The following is an 18,589-nucleotide window of genomic DNA, read 5'->3' on the forward strand; positions in this document are numbered from 1 at the left end:
GTCAGGCTCCTTCGTGAGCGGTGGGAGAGGTGAGCGCGGCGCGGCCGGCGGCGAGCAGGACGGTGTCGTCCTGCGGGGTGTGCACCCGGCTGCAGAGCACGTCGCGCAGGTGGCGCTGGAGGGGGTGGTGGCGGGTGAGTCCGTGGTTGCCGACCAGGGCGACGGCCTGCTGGACGGCGTCGATCGCGGCGCGGGTGCCAAGCACCTTCGCCCCGGCGGACTGCTCCGCGGCGCCCGGCACACCGGCGTCGACGTCCTCGGCGAGGGCGCGGACGAGGCGTTCGGCGCCGGACAGCGCGATGTCGATCTCGCCGAGCGCGCTCCGGAAGGGCGGCAGGGTGGCGAGCGGCGCGCCGAGGGCGGTCGGTGTCCGCTCGTGCAGGAAGCCGGTCAGCCAGTCCTGGGCGGCACGGGCGACGCCCAGGTAGAGCGCGGTGAGGCCGAGGGAGTTCCAGGCGCCGCCGACCGGGTCCCGGCCGCCGTCGGCGCCCGGGACGGCCAGGTGCGTGACGTCGTCGAGCGGCACCGGCACGGCGTCCAGCACCACGTCGTCGCTGCGGCTGGCCCGCAGGCCGAGGTGGTCCCAGGTGGGGACGACGGTGATGCCGGGCCGGTCCGAGCGGACGAGGAAGGAGCCGACCCGCGGCTGCTCCTCGTCGGTGCGGGCCCAGACCAGCATCCAGCGCAGGGCGACGGCGCCGGTGGAGAAGATCTTGCGCCCGGTGACCTCCCAGTGGTCGCCGACCCGGCGGGCGACCGTGTCGGGCAGGCCGCCGCGGACGGGCGTGCCGAGTTCGGGCTCCACCCGCAGGGCGTTCACCAGGACGGGGCGCTGCGCCGACTCGCCGAGCAGGTCGGCGAGCGGTCCGCCCGGCCACTGCGGGTTGCGGGCCTCGGCGGCGTGGGTGAACAGGGTCATCGCGGTGACCAGCGCCACCGCCGGGTCGCCCTCCCCCAGTACGCGCAGGATGCGGACGGTGTCGGCGAGCCCGGCGCCGGGCCCGCCGTGCCGCTGCGCCACCGTGGCGGTCAGCAGGCCTGCGCGGTGGACGCGTTCGACACCCTCGTACGGGAAGTCGGCGTCCCGGTCGTGGTCGGCGGCGCGGGCGGCGAGTGCGGCGGTCAGCTCCGGCAGCCGGGCGAGGTCGGGACGGGCGAGTGCGGGTTTGCCGGGTGCGGGCGCGGCGGGTGCGGGCGGGGCGGCGATCATGGGGTGCTCTCCGGTGCGGGCATGGCGGGCGCGGTCAGCAGGACGGGCGGGTGGCGGACGGTCACGGGCGGCGGCTCACCGCCGGACCAGCGTTCGATCTCGACCAGCGCGTGCTGGCCGGTGCAGCCCTGGGACAGCCGGGAGCTGGGCTCGTCCGCGGTGAGCACGTTGGGGTTGCCGTGCGCGCAGAGCGGCGGTTCGGTGCCGGGGACAGGGTCGAACCAGGCGCCGGTCGGCAGCCGGACGACTCCCGGCCGGAGCCGGTCGGTCAGCCGGGCGCCGGCCAGGCAGGCCCCCGGTCGTTGAAGATCCGTACCAGGTCGCCGTCGCCGACCGCGCGGGCGGCGGCGTCGGCCGGGTGCAGTTCGACCGCCTCCCGGCCGGCCACCTTGTCGGACAGGCTCGGTGCGCCGACGTCGAGTTGGCTGTGCAGCCGGGTCGCGGGCTGGTTGGCGACCAGCAGCAGCGGATGACGCTCGGCGGCGGCGGTGCCGAGCCGCTCGGGCGGGTCCAGCCAGGCCGGGTGGCCCGGGCAGTCCGGCAGGGCGAGGGCCGCGACGGTGGCGGAGTGGAGCTCGATCCGGCCGCTGGGGTGGCCAGCGGCCTGCCCTCCGGGTCGGCCCGGAACTCCTCGAACAGCGTCCGCTCGGCGGCCTGTTCGGGCAGCCGCCACTCACCCGCCGACCAGAACGCGCGGAACGGCGGCGGATCCCCCGCGCCGTCGGCGCGCAGCCGGTCGGCCCACTCCTCGTACAGGTGCACCAGCCACCCGCGCGGCGTCCGCCCCTCGGTGAACTCCGCGCCGAAGCCGAGGCGTTCGGCCAGGGCGGCGAGCACCGCATGGTCGTCGCGGGCCTCGCCGTACGGGGCGACAGCGCGGTGCATGGCGATCAGGTGGGTGTCGCGGCGGCCGCCGCCGAGGTCCTCGCGCTCCAGGGCGGTGGTGATCGGCAGCACGATGTCGGCGTGCCGGGCGGTGGCCGTCCAGTGCGGCTCGTGGACGACGACGGTGTCGGGGCGGGCGAAGGCCCGGCGCAGCCGGCCGAGGTCCTGGTGGTGGTGGAAGGGGTTGCCGCCGGCCCAGTGCACCAGCCGGATGTCGGGGTAGCGGCGGCGGGTCCCGTCGTAGTCGTACTCCTCGCCGGGGTGCAGCAGCAGGTCCGCGATCCGGGCGCACGGGATGAACTCGTCCACGGGGTTGGGGCCCTGGGGCAGGAACGGCAGGCGCAGCGCGGAGCCGGTGTCGCCGACGTCGCCCATCGAGCCGTAGCCGTGGCCGAACCCGCCGCCGGGCAGGCCGATCTGGCCGAGCGCGGCGGCCAGCGCGAGGCCCGCCCAGACCGGCTGCTCGCCGTAGCGGGCGCGCTGGAGGGACCAGGTGACGGTGACCAGGGTGCGGGTGGCGGCCATCCGGCGGGCGAGGCCGCGGATCCGGTCAGGGGCGATGCCGCAGATCGGGGCGGCCCAGTCGGCGTCCTTGGGGATGCCGTCGGCGCTGCCGTCGAGGTAGCCGGCCAGGGTGTCCCACCCGGTGGTGCACCTGTCCAGGAAGGCGCGGTCGTGCAGCCCCTCGACGAGCAGGGTGTGGGTCAGCGCGAGCATCAGGGCGGTGTCGGTGCCGGGCGCGACGGGGTACCAGTCGGTCGGCGGACCGTCGGACAGGTCGTCGCGCAGCGGGCTGACCAGGGCGATGTCGACCCCGGCGGCGGCGAGCGCGGCGAGGTGGCCGGGGTGCCGTGCCGGGTGACGCCACCGGGGGTGACGTGCACGTTCTTGGCCGGGATGCCGCCGAAGGCGACGATCAGCCGGGTGTGCCGGGTGATCGTGGGCCAGGACGAGGAGGCCCGCAGCACGGCCTCGGCGTCGCCGACCACGTGCGGCAGCAGCACCAGCGAGGTGCCGAGGCTGTAGGAGTTCCGCGAGCCGGTGTAGCCGCCAAACTGCGCCAGGAATCGGTGCAGTTGGCTCTGCGCGTGGTGGAACCGCCCGGCGCTCGCCCACCCGTAGGATCCGCCGAAGACGGCCTGGTGGCCGAACTCGTTTCGGACGCGGTCGAGTTCGGCGGCCACCAGGTCGAGTGCGTGCTCCCACTCCACCTCGACGAAGGGCTCGGCGCCGCGTCGCGACGAGGGGCCCGGGCCGTGCTCCAGCCAGCCCGCACGGACGGCCGGGCGGGCGATCCGGGTCGGATGGTGCAGGGCGCCGGGCACGCCGCCGAGCAGCGGGGACGGCGACGGGTCGGCCGGGTGGGGCTCGACCGTGACGGCGCCGCCCGGCGCGGTGCGGACTCGGAACGCGCCCCAGTGCGAGGTGGTCGGGGTGGTGGTCACGGCCGGCCGGCCCCGGCGAGTTCGGCGGTGCCGACGGCCTGTTCCCGCACCAGGCGGACGAGTTCGCCGTAGTCGCGGGCGTCGGCGAGCGGGTCGAAGCCGCGGATCAGCAGGGTGGAGACCCCCAGCGCGGTGTAGTCCAGCAGCGATTCGGCGACCTGCTCGTAACTGCCTACCAGCGCGGTGGAGTTGCCGGCCGCGCCGGTGGCCTTGGCGATCGCCGTCCAGAGCCGCTTGTCGTGCACCTCGGCCTGGTCGGCGTACGCCAGCAGTCGCTGCGAGCCGTGCTGCGCGGAGTGGTCGAGGTTGAAGTGCCGCCTGAGATCGCCGACCCGCTCCTTGGTGAGGCGCAGGATCTCCTGGGCGCGCTGCCAGGCCTCGGCCTCGGTGGCGGCGGGGATGGGGCGCAGGCTGACGCTGAACCGGGGGTCGCGGCCGTACGGTGCGGCGGCCGCCCTGACCTGGCGGATCCGCTCGGCGATGCCGGCCAGCGGTTCGCCCCAGAAGGCGTACACGTCGGCGTGCCGGCCGCCGACCCGGATCGCATCCTGGGACGCACCGCCGAAGTAGACAGGGATCGGCCGCTCCGGGCGGACTCCGGACAGGGCGCCCCGGACGGTGTAGAACTCGCCCTCGTGGTCGAAGGGTTCGGCCGAGTCCCAGCTGCGGCGGACGATCTCCAGGAACTCGTCGGTGCGCCGGTAGCGGGTCGGCTTGTCGCTGAGGTCGCCGTCCCGGGCCTGGTCGGCGTCGTCGCCGCCGGTGATCACGTGCAGGGCGACCCGGCCGGGGTGGAAGGCGTCCAGGGTGGCGAACTTCCGGGCGGCCAGCGTGGGTGCGACGAACCCGGGGCGGTGGGCGAGGAGCACACCGAGGCGGTCGGTGTGGGTGAGCACCTGGTCGGCGACGGTGAAGCCGTCCGGGCTGGCGGAGGAGTGCGCGACCAGCACCCGGTCGAACCCGGCCTCCTCGTGCGCGGTGGCGAGGGCCTTCAGGTACCCGGGCTGGATCACGGCACCGGACGGGCTGCCGCTCCCGCTCTGCGCGGTGACGGCGGAGGCGGCGGAATCGGCCCCGGGGACGGCTGCGGACGCGGAGGCGGCGCCGGTCTCGCTGACCGGCCGGGTCGCGGCGATGCCGATGAACTCGACGGTGGACATGGCGGGGCTCCAGACGGGGAGGCGGGGCGTGGTCAGCGGGAGAGGCGGGCGCGCCAGTCGGGCGCGTGGTGGCAGGCGGCGCTGCGGCCGGGGCCGTGCGCGGTCGGGGCCGGACGGGCCGCGCAGTCGGCGTCGGCGAAGGGGCAGCGGTGGGCGAAGGCGCAGTCCGAGGCCGCCGGCGGCGCCGCCGCAGGGCCGCGCAGCAGCGCCAGGTCGGTGCGGTGCGTGCGGTCCAGGCTCGGTGCGGAGGCGACGAGCAGCGCACTGTACGGATGCAGCGGCGCGGTCAGGACGGCCTCGGCCGGGCCCTGTTCGACGACCTGCCCGCGGTACAGCACGGCGATCCGGTCGGCGACACCGGCCAGCGAGTCGAGGTCGTGGGAGATGACGACGACGGCCAGGCCCAGCTCGCGCCGGAGCCCGTCCAGCAGCCGCAGCACGTGGTTGCGGTTGGAGGCGTCCAGGGCGCTGACCGGTTCGTCGGCGAGCAGCAGGCGGGGCCGGGTGACGATCGCCCGGGCGAGCGCGACCCGCTGCCGCTGGCCGCCGGAGAGCCGCCCGGGGTGCGGTCGGCCAGCGACCGGTCCAGCCCGACCTGGTCGAGGGCGGTGAGCACGCGCTGCTCCCGCTCCTCGCGCGGCACCCCGGCGACCGCCAGCGGCTCCGCGACGAGCCGGCGGACCGTCAGGTCCGGGTCGAGGAGCGCAGCGGGTCCTGGAACATGTACTGGACCGCGCCGGTGCGGCGGGCCCGCCGCAGGCTGCGGCCGCGCAGCGTGGTGCGGTCCTTGCCGTCGACGGTGATCCGGCCCGCGGTCACGGGGGCGAGGCCGACGACGGCCCGGGCCAGCGTGGTCTTGCCGGAGCCGGTCTCACCGATCACGCCGAGGATCTCGCCGGCCCGGGCGTCCAGGTCGACACCGCCGAGCACGGGCTCGCCGCGGCGGTAGGAGACCTCGAGTCCGCGGATGCTCAGCAGCGGCCCGGCGGGGGCGGCGGGCGGCGCGGCCGTGTGCTCCTCGGTGGTGACGGTCATGCGGGTACCTCCGTGCGGTCGGGTGTTCCGGCTCCCTGCAGGGCGAGCGAGGGGGCGCGCAGGCAGCGCACCGAGCGGCCGTCCCCGGCGGGGGTGAGGGCGACCGGTCCGGCGGTGCAGGCGTCCGTGGCGTAGGTGCAGCGGTCGGCGAAGCGGCATCCGGCGCCGGCGGTGCCCGGCTCGGGCGGCCGTCCGGGGATGACGGCGAGTTCGCGGCGGCTGCGGTCGCCGAGTGAGGCGACGCGCAGCAGGGCCTCGGTGTACGGGTGCGCGGGCGCGGCGACCACCTCTGCGGTGGGGCCGTCCTCGACGATCTCCCCGGCGTAGAGGACCAGCAGCCGGTCGCTCACCTCGGCCACCACGGCGAGGTCGTGGGTGACCAGCAGCAGGGCGAGCCCGCGCTCCCGGCGGAGCCGGTCGAGCAGGTCCAGGACCTCGGCCTGGACGACGGTGTCGAGCGCGGTGGTCGCCTCGTCCGCGACCAGCAGCTCCGGATCGCCGGAGACCGCGATCGCGATCAGGACGCGCTGCAGCATGCCGCCGGACAGCTCGTGCGGGTGGCGCTCGTACACGGTCTCCGGGTCGCGCAGGCCGACCGAGGCGAGCAGCTCGACGGCCCGGCGGCGCGCCTCGGCGCGCGGGAGGCCGTCGCGCAGCCGCAGCGGCTCGGCGAGCTGGCGGCCGACGGTGAGCGAGGGGTTGAGGTAGGACCCCGGATCCTGGAAGACCGCGCCGAGGCGGCTGCCGCGGACCTGCCGCCACCCCCGGTCGCCGAGCCCGGTGAGTTCGGTGCCGCCGAGCTCGATCCGCCCGGCCGACACGGCGACGCCGGGGGCGAGCAGGCCGAGGACGGCGCGGCAGGTGAGCGACTTGCCGCTACCGGACTCGCCGACCAGTCCGACGGCCTCCCCGGGACGGACGGTGAAGCTGACATCGCGGACGGCCTCGGTGCGGCCGCGCCCGACGGTGACGTGCAGGCCGTCGACGGTCAGCGCGGGGCGGTCAGACGTGGGCATCGGCCTTCTCCTTCGGCGCGTCGGCGAGGCGGTGGGCGGCAGCGGGGCCGTCCGCGTCGGGGCGGTCGGCGGCGGGACGGCCGGTGGCAGCCGGGCCGTCCGCGTCGGCGGCTGCGGGGCCGGTCCCGGTGTCGTTCGGGTCGGTGTCCCGGAGGGCGTCGGCCAGCAGGTTGAGCGCGCCGACGGTGAGCATGATCAGCACGGCGGGTAGGGCCGGCGCCCACGGCTGCTGGGCGAGGAACCCGAGGTCGCTGGCGAGCATGCCGCCCCAGGTCGGTGCCGGCGGCTGGACGCCGATGCCCAGGAAGGTCAGCGAGGCCACCGTCAGCAGGCTGGTGGCGAGCGCGTGCGCGGTGGTGACCGCCACGGTCGGCAGCACCTTGCGCCAGACGTGGACGCGCAGGATCCAGCCGCGGCCGGCGCCCATCAGCTCGGCCGCCTCGACGTACTGGGCGCGGTCCAGGCCGAGCGCGGCGGCCCGGGTGACCCGGAAGAACAGCGGGGCCAGCAGCACGCCGAGCGCCAGCATCGCCTGGTGCAGCCCGTTGCCGAGCACCCCGACGGCGGCGATCGCGAACAGGGTGAACGGCAGGGTCATCAGCGCGTCCACCGCGCGCAGCGACACCCAGGTCGGCACCGGGGCGAGACGGACGGAGAGGATGCCGGGGAGGACCCCGAGCACCATCGCCGCGCCGACCGCCTCGACCGCCGCCACCACCGACGGCCCGGTGCCGGCCAGCAGCCGGCTGAGCACGTCGCGGCCCAGGTAGTCGGTGCCCAGCAGGTGGGCGCCGCTGGGGCCCTGGAGGATGTGGGCGGCGTCCTGGGCGAGCGGGTCGAGCGGCGCCAGGGCGCCTCCGAGGACGGCGAGCAGGGTGACCACCGCCAGGACCGCGAGCGCGGCCCGGGCCACCGGGAGGCGGACGGCTCCGCGGACGGCGCTCACCGCGGCACCGCCCCGGCGCCCGGCGCCCTGCGTGCCGCCGGGTTGAGCGCCAACAGGCCCGCGTCGACGGCGAGGTTGGCGACCAGCACCACCACGACGGTGACCAGCAGGGTGCCCTGGATGACCGGGACATCGTGCTGTTCGGCGGCGCGCAGGGAGAGTTGGGCGATGCCCGGCAGGTTGAAGATGCGCTCGGTGACGACCGCGCCGCCGATCAGCATCGGCACGCTCATGCCGAGCACGGTCACCGCGGGCCCGGCGGCGTTGCGCAGCACGTGCCCGAACAGCACCCGGCGCGGCGAGAGTCCGCGCATCACCGCGCCGGTGGCGTAGTTCTCGCGCAGCGCACCGACCAGCGAGGTCCGCAACTGCCTGGCGATGCCGGCCGCGGCGTCCAGACTGAGCGCGAGGGCCGGCAGCAGCGCGAACCGCAGCCACTGGCCCGGGTCCTGGCCGAACGGCACGTACCCGCCGGAGGGCAGCAGCCGCAACTGGACGGCGACCAGGGTGATCAGGCCGATCGCGACCACGAAGGCCGGCAGGGTGCCGAGCACGGTGCAGCCCGCGGTGACCGCCCGGTCCAGGCGGCCGCCGTTGCTGAGGGCCGCGCCGATGCCGGCCGCCGCGCCGAGCAGGACAGCGAACAGCAGCGCGAGACCGGCGATCGACAGGTCGACGGGCAGCGCGGCGGCGATGCTGTCGGACACCGGGACGGTGGTGAACCAGGACCGCCCGAGGTCGCCGCCGACCGCGTGCAGCAGCCAACTGCCGTACTGCACCGGCAGCGGGCGGTCGAGGCCGAACTCGTGGTCGAGGCGCACGATGTCGGCGGGTGTGGCGGTCTCCCCGAGGACGGCGGCCGCCGGGTTGGCGTCCGACACGGCGCCCAGGCCGAAGGTGAGCAGCGAGGAGAGCAGGAACACGAACGCCGTGCCTGCCAGCACCCGGGCGGCCGAGCGCGGCGCCCGGGCGGCCCGGCGGGCGAGCGGGCCGGCCGCCCACCGGAGGCCGGCCCGCGCGCCCGCGGCAGGAGCCGCCGCGGCGCTCACGACGCGGTCACCCCCTCGAAGCGCTGGACGACGGTGAAGGCGGGGATCTCGGAGATGCTGCGCCGTCGGGCGAGCAGCCGGGGCACGCTGTAGAGGAAGACGTTCGGCATGGTCCGCACGGCGACGGCGGTGGCCGCCTGCAGCGCCTTCGGGTAGTCGGGCGAGTCCAGGGGCGTGCGGGAGACCTTCTCCACCGCGGCCTTGAGCTCGGGCGGGGTGGTGCGCCCCGGGTTCATCAGGCCCTGCTCGCCGAAGAGCACCTGGAAGGCCTGCGCGGCGGAGTCGCGGCCGGCGAACTGGTCGGTGAACAGCGCCTTGGAGTGCTGGATGTAGACGATCTGGGTGGCCTGCGCGGCCGGCACGACCTCGATCGTGGCGCGGATGCCGACCGCCTTGAGCTGGGCCTGGAGCTGCTCCGGCAGGCCCTGCGCGGCCGAGGTGGTGAGGGTGAGCTCCACACCGTCGGGGTGGCCGGCCTTGGCGAGCAGGGCGCGGGCCTTGTCCGGGTCGTAGCGGAAGAGGTCCTCGGAGCCGGGGTCGTATCCGACGTAACCCTTCGGGAAGGGCTGGTAGTTGACCTCGCCGTGGCCGAACAGCTGCGTCTTGACGAGGGCGTCGCGGTCGATCGCGTACTTCAGCGCCTCCACCACGTCCGGGTTGTCGAACGGGGCCTTGGTGGTGTTGACGTCCAGGACGGCCACCACCAGCGAGGGGATCTCCTGCACCTCCAGGCCGGCCGCCTTCGCCGCCTCGACCTGGCTGCCGGGGATCTGCGCGACGTCGAACTGCCCGGACTGCAGACCGCCGACCACGGTGGCCGCGTCCGGCAGCGGGTAGACCTCGAGGTTCTCCAGCTTGATGTGCGCGGCGTCCCAGTAGGAGGGGTTGCGGCGCAGCACGGCCTTGGTGTTGAGGGTGTACGAGGTGAGGGTGAACGGCCCGGCGCCGGCCGGCCTGGTGGCGATGCCCGCGGCGTCCGTCTCGAATGCCTTGGGGTTGACCACCAGGCCGGTCTTGCCGGCGAGCAGGTTCGGCAACTGGTAGTCGGGCTGCGTGAGATGGAGGACGACGGTGGCGGCGTCGGGGGCCGCCACCTCCTTGACGTGCACCAACTGCGGGGCGACCAGGGACTTGGGGTCCGTCCGGCCGCGGTCCAGGCTCTTCTTGACGGCGGCCGCGTCCAGCGGGCTGCCGTCGGAGAAGGTGGCGCCGGGGCGGAGCGTGAAGGTCACCGAGGTGCCGTCGGCCGCGTACGTCCAGCCGGTGGCGAGAGCGGGCACGGCTGCGCCCTTCTCGTCGAGCTTGGTGAGCCCGGCGTAGACCAGCGAGAGGACATGGACGTCCCAGCCCGCCGAGGAGAACACCGGGTCCCATGAAGTCGGCAGCGCCCAGCCCCACTTGAGGGTGCCGGTGGATCCGCCCGCACCGGTGGCGACCGTCCCGGCGCTGCCGCAGGCGGCCAGGGCGAGAGCGGCGCCGGTACCGAGGCCGAGGCCGAGGCCGAGGAACGAGCGTCTGGCAAGGGTCGACGGCGATGCGGGAAGTCTGGTCATGAGCGTACGTCACCTTTCGCGGGCACGCCGGGCCGGCCCGGGGCGCGGCCGGCCCCGGACGCGACGGATCGCGGGGCGGCGGGCGGGGCACGGCCGTCGGGGTGCACCGACGGTTCAGGAAGGAGCGGAGGAGGCGGGAGCGCAGGAGGCGGGCCGGTACGCCGTACGGAACGGATGGCGTGCTCGGCCCGGGGGATGCGGGCGACTACCGGCGGGGGCACCGGGATGCGCGGCCGGCGGGCGGCGGCAGCCGGAGGGCGCCGCGGGCGGCCGGGAGGAACGGCGGTCGGGCCGCCGGGGTGAGCAGGCGCTCAGCGACAGAGGTCGCTGCTGGTGCGCCGGAAGTCCACGTAGCGGCACACCACGTTGGGGTGCGTGGAGAGCATGTGCTCATCCTGGCGACACCGGACCCGGGCTGTCAATGGACACCAAATGGTGTCTCATTCACCGATACGAACTCCCAACCCATCGCCCTCGAACGGTTCTTGCAGCTCAGAGGCGCCCTGCGCCCGCCGGGCCGGATCGGCGAGCAGCGAGCCCGCCGCCTCCCCCGGGTGCAGGAACAGCACCCCGTGGCCGGTCGGCACCACCAGGGCGCCGTCCGGGACCCGGCCTCCGCAGCGGGCCAGATCCACCGCCGTCAGGCTGCGGTGACGCTCCAACAGCCGCTCCGCCGGAGCGGTGTCGTCGGCGCGCGGGCGCAGCCCCGGACAGACCTCGGCGGCCGCCGCCAGGTAGGCCGCCAGCGGACGCCAGCCGGGGACCGCCCGCCGCCCCGCCGGGCCGGTGAACAGCAGCGTCGGCAGCGCGTAGCGGTGCCCGTCCTCGGTCTCCTTCGCCGCACCGGGATGCGGGCCGTCGGCGCGCAGCCCCACCACCTCGGGCACCGGCCGCCGGGTCTCCGCGCGGTCCCGCTCCAACCGGGCCCGGACGGCGGCCGAGCCGGCGTCGGCGCACAGCCGGTCGAGGTCGAGGCCGGGCACGCCGTGCAGCGCGGCGGCGACCCGGACGGCGGTGTCGGCGGGCTCGCCCAGCACGAACACCGTCTCCCGCAGACGCCGCATCACCCGCTCGGCGACCTCCGGCCCCTGCCCTTCGGCGGCGGCCGCCGCCAGCGAGGCGGGCCGGCTGTCGGCGGCCACCCAGCGCAGTTCGGCGGCGCGCGGGGCACCCGTGTGGGCGGTCACGCCCTCGACGTAGCCCGCGTACCAGGCGGTCTCGGCGGCCGGGTCGGGCGCCGGGTCGTCGTCCGCGTCGAAGAGGATCCCGAAGACCCGGCGGTGGCGTGCGGCGTCGCCCAGCAGCTGCCGCAGACGGCGCAGCACCGGCTCGGCCCCCAAGCCCACGGACAGAACGGGTCGGTGTACTCGACGACCTCCAGCACCGGCCCGCCCGCCGGCGACGGGCCGCTCACACCGGCTCGGCGACCGGCGGGCGGACGGCGCCGACCCGGGCCGCGGGCAGCAGGGCGGCCACGGTGGTGCCGGTGAGGATCTCGCGGGCACGGTCCTCCACGGCCCGCCAGACCTCCGGCAGGGCGTCCGCCGGGCCGGGGTAGGCGAGGCCGTCCAGCGGTTCGCCGCGCAGGGTGATGACGTCGCCGTCGACCGCCCGGACGACGTCCAGCAGGGTGATCTCGTCGGCCGGGCGGCCCAGCCAGTACCCGCCTTCGCAGCCGCGCTGGCTGCGCACCAGGCCGGCCCGGCGCAGGTCGCCGACGACCGACTTCAGGAACCGGAACGGAATACCCTGGGAGGAGGCGATGGCCTCGCAGGTGAGCGGACGGCCCGTGTCGCAGGCGAGTTCCACCAGCGCGCGGGCGGCGTAGTCCGCCTTCGCGGAAATATGCATGGGCCCGAGTATCCACGGCTCGGCGCGGTCTTCAAGCTCCGCCTGCGCACGGCCCGTTGGCCCGTCCACCGAAAGGACACCTCTTGACATCCTTTTGCCGGCGCCCCTAGCGTCCACTCCGTGCCCGGCACGCCGCACCCGCCGCCGCCGGCCTCCTCGGCGCGGCACGCCTCCCGGCCCCGCGCGCCCAGCGGCGGCGCCGGACTCCCCGGCACGTGCCGCCCCTCACCCGCCAGCCCACCGCCTGGAGTCACCATGTCCACCGCATCCGGCCACTCCGCCCCGGCACCGGACGCCGTGCCGGCCGACCCACCGGCCGACGGCGGGGCGGCCGCGACCTGTGCGGAGTCCGGCGACGATTTCCACCCGCACCTGCCCGACGATGCCGCGTCCGCCACGTCCGCGCCGCTGCGCGCCCGGCTCCACCACATCCGGGCCGGCGAACTCGACGGCGACACCGCGCAGACGGGTGGCATGCGGCGGTTCGCCGCGATCAGCGGGCGGACGGTCGGCTCGGCGAAACTCTGGATGGGCCAGACGCACGTCGCCCCGGCGACCGCCTCCTCGGACCACCACCACGGCGAGTCCGAGACCGCCATCCACGTGGTCAGCGGACACCCGGAGTTCGTCTTCGTGGAGGACTCCTCGGGCGAGCCGGTCGAGGTCCGGCTGCGGACGGGGCCGGGCGACTACATCTTCGTTCCGCCCTTCGTACCGCACCGCGAGGAGAACCCCGACCCGCGGGAGGAGGCCGTGGTGGTGATCGCCCGCAGCACCCAGGAGGCCATCGTCGTCAACCTGCCGGGCCTTTACGCCGGCCCCTCGGAGCAGTAGCCGTCCGGCACCGTGGGGCGGGCGCACCGGTTTCCGACCGCCCCACGACCCTGTGACGGAGGGTCAGGACAGCAGGCCGTCGTAGTCCGGCAGCTTGAAGGTGCGCTCCGCGTGCCCGCCCTGGAGGTCGGTGAGGTTGTTGCCGATGTTCGCGACGATGGTGTAGCCACGGCGCTCGATGTCGGCACGGCTCGCCGTCTTGAAGTCCTGGACGGCGTGGAAGAGGTCGCCGAGGTCGCGCCCGTACAGGCCGTCCACCGGATATCCGGCGTGCGCGAGCCCGTAGCGCGTCACGGGCTCGACGAAGTCCGGGCGTGCCGTGACGAAGAAGACCGCCACCCCGCGCGACCGGGCGAACCCGGCCAGGTCGAGCGTGGCCGGGACGGCGGGCATCAGGAACGGGTGGAAGTGCGTCTGCAGACTGGTGTTGTCGATGTCGAGCACGATCGCGGGCCGCCCGCCGTGGAGCGCCACGGCGCGCTGGTCGATCCACGGCCGGGCAGGCGCGAGCGCCGTCGTGACGTCGGCGAGCCACTGCGCCTCGGTCACAGCCGCGGCGGCGGCCGGTGCAACCTGCCCGGGCACCGGGGCCGTTGCGGCAGGGGCAGGGGTGGCGGCGGCGGCCGGGACGGCGGCGGCCCCGGTGAGGGCAGCGGCGACGAGCACGGCGGCGGCAACCTTGCCGGGAAGACTCTTCACGTGGTCCGGGTCCTTCGTGAGGGTGGCGGTGCGCACCCCCGCGGCCGGCGGTCCGGCCGGCGGCGAGGAGCAGCACCGGAACGATCTGGTCGTTCCCCGCAGACTTCCACACCGCCAGGCCACTTGACCAGAGCATGACTTGAATGCCGCACGGCCGGCCCCGAGGTTTCCGGCCGCATCCGCCCCGCCGGGGCCGGCGGCTCCGCGACAGCGACAATTCCGGCCGCGGGACGAGCACCTGCCCGTATGCTCGGCGCGTGCAGCCGCCTTCCGACGGGATCACCATGGCAACAGCGGACACGACGGAGGAGAAGTCCTGGTACGCGGTCCGCTGCGTGTTCCAGTGGGATGCCTGGGAGGGCACGCCCTACGAGGAGCGCCTGACCCTGTGGCAGGCCGTCTCGATGGAGCAGGCCGTCGCCCGGGCAGAGGTCGAGGCACGGGCCTATGCCGCGGAAGGCGGTCACCGCTACCTGGAGCTGGCCCAGTGCTACCACCTGGCCACCGAAGGGCGGCCGGGCGACGGGGACGAGGTCTACTCCCTCCTGCGGGACAGTCCCCTCGACGGGGAGGCGTACCTGGACCGGTACTTCGACACGGGCCGCGAGCACCAGGGCACCATCGCGACCGAGGAATGACGTCCGTCCCGTCCGCCGGTCGCGGGCCGGCGCGGCGGGTGAGCCAGGGCACGCCTGCGGGACGGCGATCCCCCTGGCCACGGCCCGGCCCGCGTCGGGAGAATGGCGTGGTGAGCGAGCACACCGAGAGCACCACCGCCGATCCCCCGGCGCCGCCGACGGACCGGCCGGGCTGGTGGCTGGTCATGCCGGTGAAGCCGCTCGAACAGGCGAAGTCCCGGCTGGCCGCCTTCGCCGGGGCGCACCGGCCCCGGCTCGCGCTCGCGTTCGCCCTCGACACGGCGGCGGCCGCACTGGCCGCGCCCGGCGTCGCCCGCCTGCTCGCGGTGACCCGGGACGCCGAGGCCGGCGCCCTGCTCGCCGCGCTGGGTGCCGTCGTGGTGGCGGACGAGCCGGGCACCGGGCTGAACGCGGCGCTGGCGCACGGGGCCGCCCGCGCGGCCGGCCTCGCGCCGCACGCACCGGTCGCCACCCTCTCCGCGGACCTGCCCGCGCTGCGGCCCGACGAGCTGGCCCGGGTGCTGTCCGCCGCCCGACCGCTCGGGCGGGCGTTCCTCGCGGACGCCCCGGGGCTCGGCACCACGCTGCTGGCCTGCCCGCCCGGCGGCGCCCTCCGGCCGGCGTTCGGCCCGGGTTCCCGTGTCCGGCACGCGGCGGGCGGCGCCCGGGAGCTCCTCCTCGACCGGGTGCCCTCCGTCCGCCGGGACGTCGACACCGGCGCCGATCTGCAGGAGGCGCTCGCCCTCGGCGTCGGCCCGCACACCGCGGCCGCGAGCGCCGCCCTGGTCTGACCCCGACCGGCCCCGCCCCCGCCCGACCCGGCTCCGACCGGCCCCGCGCAACCGGACTGCGTCCGACCCGACCCGGGCCCCGGTCATGCCGAGGGCAGGGACTGCTCCGCCCAGATGGTCTTGCCGTGCGGGGTCTGCCGGGTGCCCCAGGCGTGGGTGAGCTGGGCGACCAGCAGCAGTCCGCGGCCGCCCTCGTCGAAGGTCCGGGCCCGGCGCAGGTGGGGCACGGTGCTGCTGGCGTCGGAGACTTCGCAGATCAGCGTGGCGTCGTTGATCAGGCGGAGCTGGATGGGCGGCCGGCCGTAGCGGATGGCGTTGGTGACGAGCTCGCTGACCACCAGCTCGGTCACGAAGGCGGCCTCGTGGAGCCCCCAGGCCGCAAGTTGCTCGATGGCGATCCTGCGCGTCTCCGCGACCAGCGCCGGGTCGGGCGGAACCTCCCAGGTGGCGACCTGGGAGGCGTCGAGGGCCCGGGTGCGGGCGAGCACGAGGGCGACATCGTCCGCGGCCGGTGCACCGGTCAGGAGGGAACCGAGGATGTCGTCGCAGGTCTGCTCCAGGGAGGGGCCGGCACCGAGCAGGACGCGGCGCAGCCGGCCGAGGCCGACGTCGACGTCATGGTCGGCGGACTCGACCAGGCCGTCCGTGAACAGCGCGATCAGGCTGCCCTCGGGCAGGTCGAGTTCGGCGGACTCGAAGGGCAGCCCGCCGAGGCCGAGCGGCGGTCCGGCCGGGAGTTCGGGGAACTCCACGCCGCCGTCGGGGTGCACGACGGCGGGCCCGGGATGGCCGGCGCGGGCGACGGTGCAGCGCCGGGCGACGGGGTCGTAGACGGCGTACAGGCAGGTGGCGCCGATGTCGCCGCCGTCCTGGCCGTCGGGGTTCGGGTCGCCGTCCTGCGCCTCGCCCTCCCGGTCGAGCCGCAGCACCAGGTCGTCGAGGTGGGTGAGCAGTTCGTCGGGCGGCATGTCGATGTCGGCGAGGGTGCGGACGGCCGTCCGCAGCCGGCCCATGGTGGCGGAGGCCTGGATGCCGTGGCCGACGACATCGCCGACCACGAGCGCGACCCGGGCGCCGGAGAGCGGGATCACGTCGAACCAGTCGCCGCCGACGCCGGCCCGCGGACCGGCCGGGAGGTAGCGGGAGGCGATCTCGACCGCGGCCTGCCGCGGCGCGCGCTGCGGCAGCATGCTGCGCTGGAGCGCGAGAGCGGTGTTGCGTTCGTAGGTGTAGCGGCGGGCGTTGTCGACGCAGAGCGCGGCCCGCGCGGTGATCTCCTCGGCGAGCAGCAGGTCGTCGGCGTCGAACACGTCGGCGGTGCGGTGCCGCACGAGCAGCGTGAGTCCGAGCGTGTTACCGCGGGCGAGCAACGGCGCCACGATGAACGAGTGGATGCCGAAGGCGGCGACCCCGGCGGCCCGGACGGGGTCCTCGGCCAGCCAGCGGCGAATGTCGGGGTCGTCGATGCGGTGCCGCGAGGGCCGTCCGCTGGCGAGGGCGCGGGCGAGCGGGGAGTCGTCCGCGAAGTGGTCGGTGCTGCCCGGCTCCACTGTCGACTCGGGGCAGCCGTCCAGCACGGACTGCTGGGCGGCGCGGCGGAACACGGCCTGTCCGGTGAGGGGCTCCGGGGGCCGCCCGGTGCCGTCCGAGCCGGTGCCGCGGTCGAAGACGGCGGTGCCCTGGAAGACGGAGTCGAGCAGGTCGACGCTGGCGAAGTCGGCGAAGTGCTCGGTCGCGACGTCGGCCAGCTCCTGGGCGGTGCCGGCCACGTCCAGGGTGCTGCCGATCCGTACGGCGGCGGCGTTGACGACGGCGAGGCGCTGGCGGGCCCGGTGCTGTTCGGTGATGTCGAGGCCGCCGACGGAGACACCCCTGACCCGGCCGTCGGGGTCCTTGAGCGGGTACAGCACGGTGGCCCAGGCATGCGGGCGGGGGTCGTCGGGCACCCGGACGAAGCTCTCCTCCCGGACGGTCTCGCCGGTGTCCAGCACCTGGCGCATGAGCCGCTCCAGCCGGCCGTGCGGCAGACCGGGGTACATCCGGACGATGGTGCTCATCGGCAGCCCGAGCACGGCCTCCTCCTCGGCCGCCATGATCCGCAGCACCTCGTGGTTGGCGCCGACCAGCCGGATGTCGCGGTCGTAGACGGCGACGGCGATCGGGAGCTGGGCGAACGCCCAGGCGCCGAGGTCGCCGGACCTGTCGGAAGGCGCGGGCGGGTCGGCGGCCAGCACCCAGGACACGGTGCCGTGCGCGCCGTGCAGCGGCGTCGCCCGGACGTGGGCCTCGCGGGTCCGCCCGTCGCGGTGGCGCAGGGCCAGCCGCCCCTGCCACTCCTCGCGCCGGGCGAGCCCGCGCAGGGCCGCGGGCGGGGGCGGCGCGGCCAGCAGGGACGCGGCGGGCAGGCCGACGGCCTCGTCCGCGCGGCGGCCGAGCAGCTGCCGCGCTCCGGCGGACCACGCGGTGAGGACCCACCCGGCGTCGGCGACCGCCGTCGCGGTGCCGGGCGGAGGGCCGGGACCGCCGGTCCCGGGTGAGACGCCTGTCCGGTCCATCACTGCTCTTCTCGGTGGCGCCCGGGCCGCGGCCCTGCCTGTCGTCACCCGGGCTGCGGCCTTCGGCGTGCACCCTCCAGCATGGCTCCGGGTGCACGACGGCTCAACCGAGACCGTGTACGGAACGTGTGCGACCGGTGACCGCCCTCTGTACGCGGGCCGCCCGGCGTGATGACATGTACTCGCCAAGTTGCCCCGGCCGGCCGGTCCGGCCGGGCCCGTGCACGATCGGAAGGACAAGCCGTGACCGTCCGCATGCTCGTCGCCGCCGGCGCCGCCGCCGTCTCGCTCTTCGGCACCACCACCCCCGCCGCCGCCGCACCCGGCTGGACGACCCCGCCGCCGCCCGACAAGATCGTCATCAGCGTGGCCACCGTCAACGGATCGGGCTGCCCCGCAGGCACGGCCGCCGTCGCGGTCTCGCCCGACAACACCGCCTTCACCGTCACGTACAGCAACTACCTCGCCCAGGTCGGCGTCGGCTCCAAGCCGACCGACTTCCGCAAGAACTGTCAGCTCAACCTGGACGTGCACGTCCCGCAGGGCTTCACCTACGCGATCGCCTCTGCCGACTACCGCGGCTTCGCCCATCTGGAGGCGGGCGCCACCGGCCTCCAGAAGGCCACCTACTACTTCCAGGGACAGCCGCAGACCACCGCACTCGACCACCGCTTCGCCGGCCCGCTCGACGACAGCTGGCAGGCCACCGACACCGTCGCCGTCGCGGCCCTCGTCTACGCACCCTGCGGCGAGCTGCGCAACTTCAACATCAACACCGAACTGCGGGTCGGCGCCGGCTCCTCCGACCCCGGCCACACCACCAGCTTCATGACGATGGACTCCACCGACGGCGACATCAACACCGTCTACCACCTGGCCTGGAAGCACTGCCCCTGACCCGTCCGAGGACGGGAGCCGGCCT

General features: G+C 75.7%; 18 protein-coding genes and 1 pseudogene. 4 read left to right on the forward strand and 15 right to left on the reverse strand.

Annotated features, from left to right (window positions below):
- Position 1: 1 nt before the first annotated feature.
- The 13 genes and pseudogenes from ABEB13_RS06315 to ABEB13_RS06380 form a co-directional block, all read right to left on the reverse strand.
- Positions 2 to 1,210 (reverse strand): acyl-CoA dehydrogenase family protein, encoded by a 1,209-nt coding sequence (locus tag ABEB13_RS06315; RefSeq protein ID WP_345704643.1) that lies wholly within the window; start codon positions 1,208 to 1,210, stop codon positions 2 to 4.
- Positions 1,207 to 2,052 carry a molybdopterin dinucleotide binding domain-containing protein gene (locus ABEB13_RS40335; protein WP_425559954.1) on the reverse strand — a complete coding sequence of 282 codons (846 nt, stop codon included), beginning with the start codon at positions 2,050 to 2,052 and terminating at the stop codon, positions 1,207 to 1,209. Before ABEB13_RS40335 ends, ABEB13_RS06315 begins: the two co-directional genes overlap by 4 nt.
- A gap of 31 nt (positions 2,053 to 2,083) precedes the next feature.
- A pseudogene (locus tag ABEB13_RS06330) lies at positions 2,084 to 2,902 on the reverse strand (molybdopterin-dependent oxidoreductase); the annotation flags it as partial.
- Complete coding sequence (locus ABEB13_RS06335) at positions 2,812 to 3,540, reverse strand: molybdopterin-dependent oxidoreductase (protein WP_345704645.1); 729 nt, start codon at positions 3,538 to 3,540, stop codon at positions 2,812 to 2,814. The pseudogene ABEB13_RS06330 and the gene ABEB13_RS06335, both read right to left, overlap by 91 nt.
- Positions 3,537 to 4,700 carry an LLM class flavin-dependent oxidoreductase gene (locus ABEB13_RS06340; RefSeq protein WP_345704646.1) on the reverse strand — a complete coding sequence of 388 codons (1,164 nt, stop codon included), beginning with the start codon at positions 4,698 to 4,700 and terminating at the stop codon, positions 3,537 to 3,539. Before ABEB13_RS06340 ends, ABEB13_RS06335 begins: the two co-directional genes overlap by 4 nt.
- 32 nt (positions 4,701 to 4,732) lie before the next feature.
- Positions 4,733 to 5,140: an oligopeptide/dipeptide ABC transporter ATP-binding protein gene (locus ABEB13_RS06345; protein WP_345704647.1), complete on the reverse strand. Its 408-nt coding sequence runs from the start codon at positions 5,138 to 5,140 to the stop codon at positions 4,733 to 4,735.
- A 244-nt stretch (positions 5,141 to 5,384) separates the two neighbouring features.
- Positions 5,385 to 5,735, reverse strand: coding sequence for an ATP-binding cassette domain-containing protein (locus ABEB13_RS06350; protein WP_345704648.1), 351 nt, complete (start codon positions 5,733 to 5,735; stop codon positions 5,385 to 5,387).
- Positions 5,732 to 6,751 (reverse strand): ABC transporter ATP-binding protein, encoded by a 1,020-nt coding sequence (locus ABEB13_RS06355; protein ID WP_345704649.1) that lies wholly within the window; start codon positions 6,749 to 6,751, stop codon positions 5,732 to 5,734. Before ABEB13_RS06355 ends, ABEB13_RS06350 begins: the two co-directional genes overlap by 4 nt.
- Positions 6,738 to 7,697 (reverse strand): ABC transporter permease, encoded by a 960-nt coding sequence (locus tag ABEB13_RS06360; protein ID WP_345704650.1) that lies wholly within the window; start codon positions 7,695 to 7,697, stop codon positions 6,738 to 6,740. Before ABEB13_RS06360 ends, ABEB13_RS06355 begins: the two co-directional genes overlap by 14 nt.
- Positions 7,694 to 8,746: an ABC transporter permease gene (locus ABEB13_RS06365; protein WP_345704651.1), complete on the reverse strand. Its 1,053-nt coding sequence runs from the start codon at positions 8,744 to 8,746 to the stop codon at positions 7,694 to 7,696. Before ABEB13_RS06365 ends, ABEB13_RS06360 begins: the two co-directional genes overlap by 4 nt.
- Complete coding sequence (locus ABEB13_RS06370) at positions 8,743 to 10,299, reverse strand: ABC transporter substrate-binding protein (protein WP_345704652.1); 1,557 nt, start codon at positions 10,297 to 10,299, stop codon at positions 8,743 to 8,745. The genes ABEB13_RS06365 and ABEB13_RS06370 overlap by 4 nt, the downstream gene beginning before the upstream one ends.
- A gap of 440 nt (positions 10,300 to 10,739) precedes the next feature.
- Entirely contained in the window at positions 10,740 to 11,645 is a 906-nt protein-coding gene (locus ABEB13_RS06375; RefSeq protein ID WP_345704653.1) for a hypothetical protein, read from the reverse strand.
- 64 nt (positions 11,646 to 11,709) lie between these two features.
- The gene (locus ABEB13_RS06380; RefSeq protein WP_100891752.1) at positions 11,710 to 12,150 is read right to left on the reverse strand and encodes an RrF2 family transcriptional regulator; all 441 of its coding nucleotides are present in this window, start codon (positions 12,148 to 12,150) and stop codon (positions 11,710 to 11,712) included.
- 255 nt (positions 12,151 to 12,405) lie between these two features.
- Between ABEB13_RS06380 and ABEB13_RS06385 the strand changes: the two genes are divergently transcribed.
- On the forward strand, positions 12,406 to 12,984 hold the full coding sequence (locus ABEB13_RS06385; RefSeq protein ID WP_345704654.1) for a cupin domain-containing protein: 579 nt from the start codon (positions 12,406 to 12,408) through the stop codon (positions 12,982 to 12,984).
- Positions 12,985 to 13,047: 63 nt separating this feature from the next.
- Here ABEB13_RS06385 and ABEB13_RS06390 read toward each other — a convergent pair whose 3' ends face one another.
- On the reverse strand, positions 13,048 to 13,683 hold the full coding sequence (locus ABEB13_RS06390) for an HAD family acid phosphatase (protein ID WP_345704655.1): 636 nt from the start codon (positions 13,681 to 13,683) through the stop codon (positions 13,048 to 13,050).
- 257 nt (positions 13,684 to 13,940) lie between these two features.
- Here ABEB13_RS06390 and ABEB13_RS06395 point away from each other — a divergent pair, with 257 nt between their 5' ends.
- Positions 13,941 to 14,321, forward strand: coding sequence for a hypothetical protein (locus ABEB13_RS06395; protein ID WP_345704656.1), 381 nt, complete (start codon positions 13,941 to 13,943; stop codon positions 14,319 to 14,321).
- A 185-nt stretch (positions 14,322 to 14,506) separates the two neighbouring features.
- Positions 14,507 to 15,112, forward strand: coding sequence for a 2-phospho-L-lactate guanylyltransferase (cofC, locus tag ABEB13_RS06400; RefSeq protein ID WP_345709565.1), 606 nt, complete (start codon positions 14,507 to 14,509; stop codon positions 15,110 to 15,112).
- Positions 15,113 to 15,195: 83 nt separating this feature from the next.
- Here the strand turns inward: cofC and ABEB13_RS06405 are convergent, their stop codons facing one another.
- On the reverse strand, positions 15,196 to 17,667 hold the full coding sequence (locus tag ABEB13_RS06405) for a SpoIIE family protein phosphatase (protein ID WP_345704657.1): 2,472 nt from the start codon (positions 17,665 to 17,667) through the stop codon (positions 15,196 to 15,198).
- Positions 17,668 to 17,922: 255 nt separating this feature from the next.
- On the opposite strand from ABEB13_RS06405, the gene ABEB13_RS06410 reads away from it, so the two are divergent.
- On the forward strand, positions 17,923 to 18,564 hold the full coding sequence (locus ABEB13_RS06410) for a DUF4360 domain-containing protein (protein ID WP_345709566.1): 642 nt from the start codon (positions 17,923 to 17,925) through the stop codon (positions 18,562 to 18,564).
- Positions 18,565 to 18,589: the final 25 nt, after the last annotated feature.

Origin of the sequence: Kitasatospora paranensis (genome assembly GCF_039544005.1) — a bacterium.
GTDB lineage: Bacteria > Actinomycetota > Actinomycetes > Streptomycetales > Streptomycetaceae > Kitasatospora > Kitasatospora paranensis.